Source organism: Reyranella sp. (assembly GCF_036558665.1).
Lineage (GTDB): Bacteria > Pseudomonadota > Alphaproteobacteria > Reyranellales > Reyranellaceae > Reyranella.
Map to the genome: position 1 here is coordinate 1 of NZ_DATBFE010000126.1, position 7144 is coordinate 7144.

The 7144-nt window shown below is 66.1% G+C and carries 5 protein-coding genes and 1 tRNA gene; 5 read left to right on the plus strand and 1 reads right to left on the minus strand.

Annotation, left to right across the window (positions count from 1 at the left end; all coding sequences use genetic code 11):
* The first annotated feature begins 63 nt into the window (after positions 1-63).
* Positions 64-140 (plus strand) — tRNA-Arg (locus VH499_RS18615).
* A gap of 138 nt (positions 141-278) precedes the next feature.
* Here VH499_RS18615 and VH499_RS18620 read toward each other — a convergent pair.
* Positions 279-2990: an autotransporter outer membrane beta-barrel domain-containing protein gene (locus VH499_RS18620; protein ID WP_332054247.1), complete on the minus strand. Its 2712-nt coding sequence runs from the start codon at positions 2988-2990 to the stop codon at positions 279-281.
* Between the two features lie 95 nt (positions 2991-3085).
* Between VH499_RS18620 and VH499_RS18625 the strand changes: the two genes are divergently transcribed.
* The 4 genes from VH499_RS18625 (at position 3086) to VH499_RS18640 (ending at position 7030) form a co-directional block, all read left to right on the plus strand.
* Positions 3086-3565 carry an invasion associated locus B family protein gene (locus tag VH499_RS18625; RefSeq protein ID WP_332054248.1) on the plus strand — a complete coding sequence of 160 codons (480 nt, stop codon included), beginning with the start codon at positions 3086-3088 and terminating at the stop codon, positions 3563-3565.
* Positions 3566-3789: 224 nt separating this feature from the next.
* The gene (locus VH499_RS18630; protein ID WP_332054249.1) at positions 3790-4986 is read left to right on the plus strand and encodes an ABC transporter substrate-binding protein; all 1197 of its coding nucleotides are present in this window, start codon (positions 3790-3792) and stop codon (positions 4984-4986) included.
* 125 nt (positions 4987-5111) lie between these two features.
* The gene (locus tag VH499_RS18635; protein WP_332054250.1) at positions 5112-5996 is read left to right on the plus strand and encodes a branched-chain amino acid ABC transporter permease; all 885 of its coding nucleotides are present in this window, start codon (positions 5112-5114) and stop codon (positions 5994-5996) included.
* Complete coding sequence (locus tag VH499_RS18640; RefSeq protein ID WP_332054251.1) at positions 5993-7030, plus strand: branched-chain amino acid ABC transporter permease; 1038 nt, start codon at positions 5993-5995, stop codon at positions 7028-7030. The genes VH499_RS18635 and VH499_RS18640 overlap by 4 nt, the downstream gene beginning before the upstream one ends.
* The last annotated feature ends 114 nt before the right edge of the window (positions 7031-7144 follow it).

Consider the following 7144-nt stretch of genomic DNA (forward strand, 5'->3'; position numbering starts at 1 on the left):
AGCTGCGGGCCGCAGGCGCGCCTTCTAGGAAAGTCGACGGCAATGGGCTAGAAGTCGCCGCACGTGCCCGTAGCTCAGCCGGATAGAGCAGCAGTTTCCTAAACTGCGGGTCGGAGGTTCGAGTCCTCTCGGGCACGCCATCCCTGCGCTGTCCATACTGGATGTCCGTACCGGAGGCGTGCGTAGGAGCTATGCCGCAGACATGATCTTCGGATGAATCGAGCGGTGAGCCTTCACTTCCCTGCCCTTGGGGCTGACGGCCCGTTCCGCGGCCGTGATCACCAGACGATGCGCAGGCCGGCAAAGAAGACGTTGCTGGTGGTACCGCCCTGCAGCTCGCCGTCGTAGCGGGCGTAAAAGCTGATCGATTCGGCCAGCGTGGCGGTGGCCATCAGGCCGACGGTGGCGCCGTCGCGCGGCGTGGCGGCGCCGAGGGTGGTGAAGGTGATGGCCGGCGCGCCGGCGAACGAGGCTGTCACGGGGCGCGAGGGATCGGCGAACTCGTGGCTCCAGCCGAGCTGCAGGCGTAAGTTCACCTTGGCGATGTCGCCGCTCAACTGGCCGCCCAGCACCGTGCGCAGCGAATTCGTGGTCTGCTGTGCCACGCCGAGGTCGAGCGAGTCCGCGCCGGTTTCGCTGAAGGCCGCCTGCGTCGTGGTCGAGCCCTGCAGGCGCGCGAATGGCGTGAGCGCGGCATTGGCCGGACCGTCGTCGAGCGCGATGCGGTAACCGCCCTCGAGCAGGCCGAAGAACTGATCGGCGGTGGTGCTGCCCTGCGCGGTGCGCGCCGCCAGCCCGGGAATCAGGATCTGCCGCTTCATCTGGTTCTGGCCGCGTGCGTAGCCCGCGAGGCCGTCGAGATAGACCGGGCCGTCGGCGAACTGGCCGTAGAGGGCGATCGAGACGGCGTTAGCGGTGCCCTGGTTCGGCAGGCCTTGCGTGTAGAGCGTCGAGCTGGTGTAGCCGACCGCGGCGCCAGCCCTGACTCGCGGGTCGAAGCCGTAATCGAGGCCGGCCGCGAGGCCGCCGAGGCTGTAGCTGTAGCCGAACGTATTGGCGTCGCCCGCGATCGTGCCGACGCCGCCCAGGCCGCCGCCCCACGCGCTCCAGCGCGGCTCCGCCGGAACGTCGCAGGCGACGGCGCAGGCCTCGGCGAGCGCGACCCGGCCGTAACCGTGGCTTGCCCCGCCGGCGCGCTCGGTGAACAGGTTCATGAAGGCCCGAGCGTTCTGCACCGCCAGCGTCTGGAACCCGGCATAGTCGACGCCGCTGATCGCATCGAGCGCGGCCGGTCCCTGCGCCGTGGTGAGGCCGGACAGTGCGCTGAGCACCGTTGCGAAGTCGCCGCTCGCCGTCGGACTGGCGCGATCGAGCGCCGCGCCGACTGCCTTCTGGTTGGGCGTCACGCCGCCCGCCTCGAAGGCGCTCGACGACTGCGACAGGGTGAGGAACACGTCGTTGGCGTCGTAGGAAAGCCCGGGAGTCAGGAAGGCGAGGTTGCTGGTGACGCCGGCATAGCTGCCGCTCACCGTGCCGGTGGCCTTGAGGATGGTGTAGGTCGTGTTGCGGCCGTAGCTGCCGCTGTTCGCCGTCACCGATACCGTGCCGCCATTCAGGACGGCGTTACCGGTGATGTTGATGAGGTCGCTCTGGCCCGAGGGAGTGACTTCCACGCGATAGGTCGAGCCCGGGTTCTGCGTATAGGTGCCGGCGATGTTGAGCGTACCGATGTCGGGCTGGATGAAGCCGTTGACGACGACGTTGCCGGCGATCGTGCCGGTGCCGCCGAGGCTGCCGCTAGGGCCGACCGTGACATTGCTCGTGATGCTGCCGGCGACCTTGAGCAGGCCCGCCGTGACGGTCGTCGGCCCGGTATATGTGTTGGCAGCGGTCAGCACGAGCGTGCCGCTGCCGGCTTGCACGAGTGCGCCGGTGCCCGAGATCGCGTTGGCGACGGTGAGCGTGTCGGCGCGGTTGAAGGCGAGGGTGCCGTTGTTGGTGACGTTGCCGGTACCGAGGCTGCCGGTGGTGCCGCCGTTGCCGACCTGCAGCGTGCCGGCGTTGATGGTGGTGGTGCCGGCGTAGCTGTTGGTCCCGGTGAGGATGGTGGTGCCGCTGCCGGCCTGGATCAGGGCACCGGTGCCGGAGATCGCGTTGGCGACGGTGAGCGTGTCGGAGCGGTTGAAGGTGAGGGTGCCGTTGTCGACCACGTCGCCGCTGCCCAGGCTGCCGGTCGCCCCGCCGTTGCCGACCTGCAAGGTGCTGCCGGCATTGATGCTCGTGATGCCTGCGTAGCTGTTGTTTCCCGTCAGGATGATGGTGCCGGTGCCGGCCTGTGTGAGGCTGCCGCTGCCGGAGATCGCGTTGGCGACGGTAAGGGCGGCGCTGCGGTTGAAGACCAGCGCGCCGTTGTCGGTCACCGCGCCGGTGCCGAGCTGGCCCGTCGCACCGCCCGCCCCGACCTGCAGGGTGCCGCCAGCATTGACGGTCGTGGTGCCGGTGTAGCTGTTGGCGGCGGTGAAGGTGACCGTGGATCCGCTGATCGTGACCGCGCCGGAGCCGGCGACGACGGCCGAGACGAGGTCGGCCGAGCTTCCGCCAGCCGTCAGCAGCGACCCCGCGCCCAGCGACAGGGTGCCGGGTCCCAGGATCGAGGCGTCGGCGAGGTTGTAAGCGGTCTGAACCGTTAGCGTGCGGCCGCTGTTGATCGCCAGCGATCCGGCGGTCATGTTGACGGTGCCGATGGTGAAATTACCGGCGACCACCGGCTGGTTCGCACCGCCGGCGCTGAAGGTCGCGGTCTGCCCGGCTCCGGGGACGACGCCGGTGCTCCAGTTCGTCGCCGTGCCGTAGTCGGTGCCGGAGTAGAGCCAAGTCTGGGAGTAGCCGAGTGGTGCGCGAAGCAACAGGACGGCAAGTCCGGCCGCCGCGCCGAGCGCCTTGCGGCGGATGCGCCCGGTGTCAGCGGCGAAGATCATCTTGCTTGCCATACCCCCGCAAATTATTGCATGTTTTTATTGCATCTTCTATGCGGAAATGAACATTGTCGCATATCACACGGTCGAAAAGTGCAAAACTGGGCCTGTTGCGGGCCCTCAGTGGGGCCCTCCTCCTCGCCGCCGCGATGTGTGGCCTTCCTTCCGTCACTTCGGCCCAGGAGGTTGCCCCGTCGGCTTGGCGCGTCGAATGCAGCGGCGACGGCAAGACGCTCAATTGCACCGCCCTGCAGCAGCTCTTCCTGAAGGAGACCCGGCAACTGGTCGCCCAGGTCAGCGTCAGCCTGGCGCAGCGCGCGCCACAGATGACGATCCTGTTGCCGCTCGGGGTGAACGTCTCCGAGCCGGTCGAGGTCCAGGTCGACAACGGCGAGGTGCGGCGTTTCCGGATCGACACCTGTGCGAATTCGGGCTGCTTCGTCACGCTGGCGCCGGACGACAGGTTCGTCTCGGAGTTGCGTGCGGGCAGCCAGTTCAAGATCGCACTCCATGACACGGCGAAGCGGCCGGTCCGGATCGAGATTCCGCTGCTGGGCTTCGGTCTCGCGCTCGATAAATTGCTGCAATAGCAACTCTTTGGACTGGTTCAGCGCAGCGACTGGAAAGCTTTTGATCGGGCTCTCTTCTTGCCGGCACCGCACGCCCTCGCTGTGTTCCTTTGCCGGATTGACCGGCCCTTGTGATGACGCCATCCTGACCCCTTAGAGGCAGCTAGCGTGGCGTCACTCGAAGTTCGAGGTTGTTGCAAGCGCAGAATCGACCAAAAGCAAAGGCAAGCACAGGGAGGATGTCCATGACGTCACGACGCCTTTTGGTGGCGATCATTGCTGCGAGTCTCGTGCCGGCGGCGGCGAGCGCTCAGGGCACGATCAAGATCGGCTATCCGATGCCGCTGTCCGGTCCGGCGTCGGTCTACGGCGTGCCCATCGTCAAGGGCGCTGAAATGGCGGTGCAGGAGATCAATGCCAAGGGCGGCGTGCTCGGCCGCAAGCTGGAGCTCCTGACGCGTGACAGCAAGGCGAGCGCCGACGAAGCCGTGCGCCTCGCGCGCGAGCTGATCATCAAGAACAGTGTCGACTTCCTGTCGGGAACGCTGACCTCGGCGGAGGCGCCGGCGGTATCGACCATCGCCAAGGAAAACAAGATCGTCTTCGTCGCGCCGACCTCGAAGACCATCCAGCTCGTGTCGCCGGCCAATCTGCACCCCTACATTTTCCGCCTCGCCTCGAACACCGACATCGACGGCCGCACCGGCGCCTCGATCATCGCGGGCTGGAAGGAGGTGAAGCGGGTCGCGACCATCGCGCCGGACTATGCCTACGGCCGCGACGCCGTTGGCGCCTTTGTCGACTTCATCAAGAAGGCCCGGCCCGATATCGAGATCGTCGACCAGCAGTGGCCGAAGCTGGGCACGGCCGACTTCACGCCGTTCATCACGGCGCAGATGGGCAAGAAGCCGGACGCTGTGTTCTGCGACGTGTTCGGCGGCGATTTCGTCACCTTCGCCAAGCAGGCCGCGCCGCTCGGCTACTTCAAGGCGATCGACAACCGCCTGGTCGACGGCGGCGAGGTCGGCACGACGGATGCGGCCCTGGCGCTCGGCAAGGACTATCCCTACGGCATCTGGTCCGACACCTATGATCCCGTGATCTGGCCGGAGAACGAGCCGCCGGCACACAAGACCTACATCGAGAACCTCAAGGCGTTCACCAAGCAGGAGTACGCGTCGGGCTGGGCCATCATGGGTTATGCGTCGATCCTGGCGCTGAAGGCGGGCATCGAGAAGGCGGGCAGCACGAAGTCCGAGGCGGTCGCCAAGGCGATGCTCGGGCTCTCCTTCGACACGCCGATCGGCAAGCTGACCTTCAACGAAAAGACACACGAGACCGGGATGGGTGAGTTCTGGGGCCAGATGGTGAAGGACGATCGCTACCCCTTCGCCATCATGAAGAATCCCAAGTACCTGTCGCAGGGGCCTTTCACGCAGTGACGGCACTCGCCGAAGCCGCTTCCGGCTGAGTTGGACCCCGCGGGTAACAAGCTCGGCGTACCTCCCGCCCTCTCGAGGGCGGGGAGGCTTTGCGCCGCCACATGCGACGGCCGAGGGCCTGACTGATGGCCGACGTGTCGTTCCTGTTCGGCCAATTCCTCGGCGGCCTCACGACAGCGATGTTTTTGTTTCTCATCGCATCGGGGCTGTCGCTTGTGTTCGGCGTCATGCGCGTGCTGAATTTTGCGCATGGCTCCTTCTACATGGTCGGGGCGTATCTCGCCTGGCAGGGCGTCCAGTTGCTCGCCCCGATGCTGCATAGCTTCTGGCTGGCCGCGCTTGCCGCCGCGCTGGGCGTTGCCCTTCTCGGCGGTCTGATCGAGCGGCTGCTATTGCGTCATATCTACGGACGCGAGGAACTTTACCAACTGCTGCTCACTTATGCGCTGGTCCTGATCCTGGGCGATGCCGCGAAGGCGATCTGGGGCACGCAGCAGCTCTCGGTGTCGCGTCCACCGATCCTCGACGGCGCCGTTGAGATTTTCGGCACCGTGCTGCCGGTCTACAACCTGTTCATCATGCTGGCCGGCGTGGCGATCGCGATCGGTGGCTGGCTGATCTTGGCACGCAGCTCGGCCGGGCGCATGGTCCGCGCGGCGGCGCTCGACCGCGAGATGCTGGGTGCGCTCGGCGCCAATGTTGGCGCGCTCTACACCGGGATGTTCATGGCGAGCTCGTTCCTCGCCGGCCTTTCCGGCGCGCTGGTCACGCCGATCCAGAGCATCGTGCCGGGCATGGACGTCGAGGTCATCGTCGAGGCATTCATCGTCGTAGTGATCGGTGGCCTCGGCTCGTTCTGGGGTACGTTCTGGGGATCGCTCATCTATGGCCAGGTGCTGTCGTTCGGCATCTTGATCATGCCGAGCTTTTCGCTGTTTTCGGTGTTCGCCTTGATGGCGGTGATCCTGATCGTGCGCCCCTGGGGGCTGTTCGGAAAGCCGATGCGATGAAGACGAACGGTCTCGCAAGGCGCATTCCCTGGACGCTCGTCGTCTTCCTCGCGGCCCTGGTCGTGCCGTGGCTCGGCTCGCGCTACGATGTGTTTCTCGCGACGCAGATCGCGATCAGCGGCCTGTTCGCCGTGAGCCTCAACCTCCTGCTCGGCACGACCGGTCTGGTCTCGTTCGGCCATGTCGCCTATTTCGGCATCGGTGCCTACGTCTGCGGCATCCTGATGAAGACCTATGCCATGCCGTTTTCGATCGCCCTGCCGGCGGCGGCATTGGGCGCTGCCTTTGCCTCCCTGGTGTTCGGCTTCTTCTGCGTGCGTCTCACGCGCATCTACTTCGCCATGCTATCGCTGGCCTTCTCGCAGATCATCTGGGCGATTGCCTACAAGTGGAACGACGTCACCGGCGGCGACCAGGGCCTGCCGGACGTGCCCTATCCCGACCTCGACTGGATGAATTGGATCCCCCTGCTCGGCGACTTGCGCATCGCCGGGCAGTTCTACGTGCTGACCCTGGTAGTGGTCGGCCTGTCGCTGGCGGCGATGCGGCGAATCATCCATTCGCCGTTCGGCCGCATGTTGACGACGATTCGCGAGAATGCCGAGCGGGCGTCGGCGATCGGCGTCGACGTGCGTCGCTACGAGCTCGCCGCCTTCGTGGTCGCGGGCGGCTTCGCCGGCATCGCCGGCGCGTTGTTCGGCATCTTCAGTCGCGGCGTCTTTTCCGACTATGTCTTCTGGCCGAAATCCGCCGAAGTGATGATCATGACCATCCTCGGCGGCATCGACTATTTCTGGGGGCCGGTCGTCGGTGCGGCCACTCTCGTGCTCTTGAACCAGGAGACCACGTCCTACACCGAGTACTGGTCATTCGTTCTCGGCACGATCCTGCTCGTCCTGCTGTTCGCCTTCCCCGGCGGCATCGTCGGCGGCCTGTCGGCGGGCTTCGCCTGGCTGCGGCGCAAGAGAAGGGGCACCGCCAGTCCTGAACCAAACGGTGCCGACGTAACCCGCGTCGAGGTGAAGCGTGCTTGAGGTGAAGGGCCTCTCCAAGTCGTTCGGTGGCTTCCGCGCCGTAAGCGAGGTCGACCTGGCCGTCGCCGAAGGCGAGATCGCGGCTGTCATCGGCCCCAACGGCGCCGGCAAGTC

Bases quoted from the DNA above. Each gene is read 5' to 3' on its own strand.
- VH499_RS18630 (WP_332054249.1), top strand. From the start codon at position 3,790: ATGACGTCACGACGCCTTTTGGTGGCGATCATTGCTGCGAGTCTCGTG.
- VH499_RS18635 (WP_332054250.1), top strand. From the start codon at position 5,112: ATGGCCGACGTGTCGTTCCTGTTCGGCCAATTCCTCGGCGGCCTCACG.
- VH499_RS18620 (WP_332054247.1), bottom strand. From the start codon at position 2,990: ATGGCAAGCAAGATGATCTTCGCCGCTGACACCGGGCGCATCCGCCGC.
- VH499_RS18640 (WP_332054251.1), top strand. From the start codon at position 5,993: ATGAAGACGAACGGTCTCGCAAGGCGCATTCCCTGGACGCTCGTCGTC.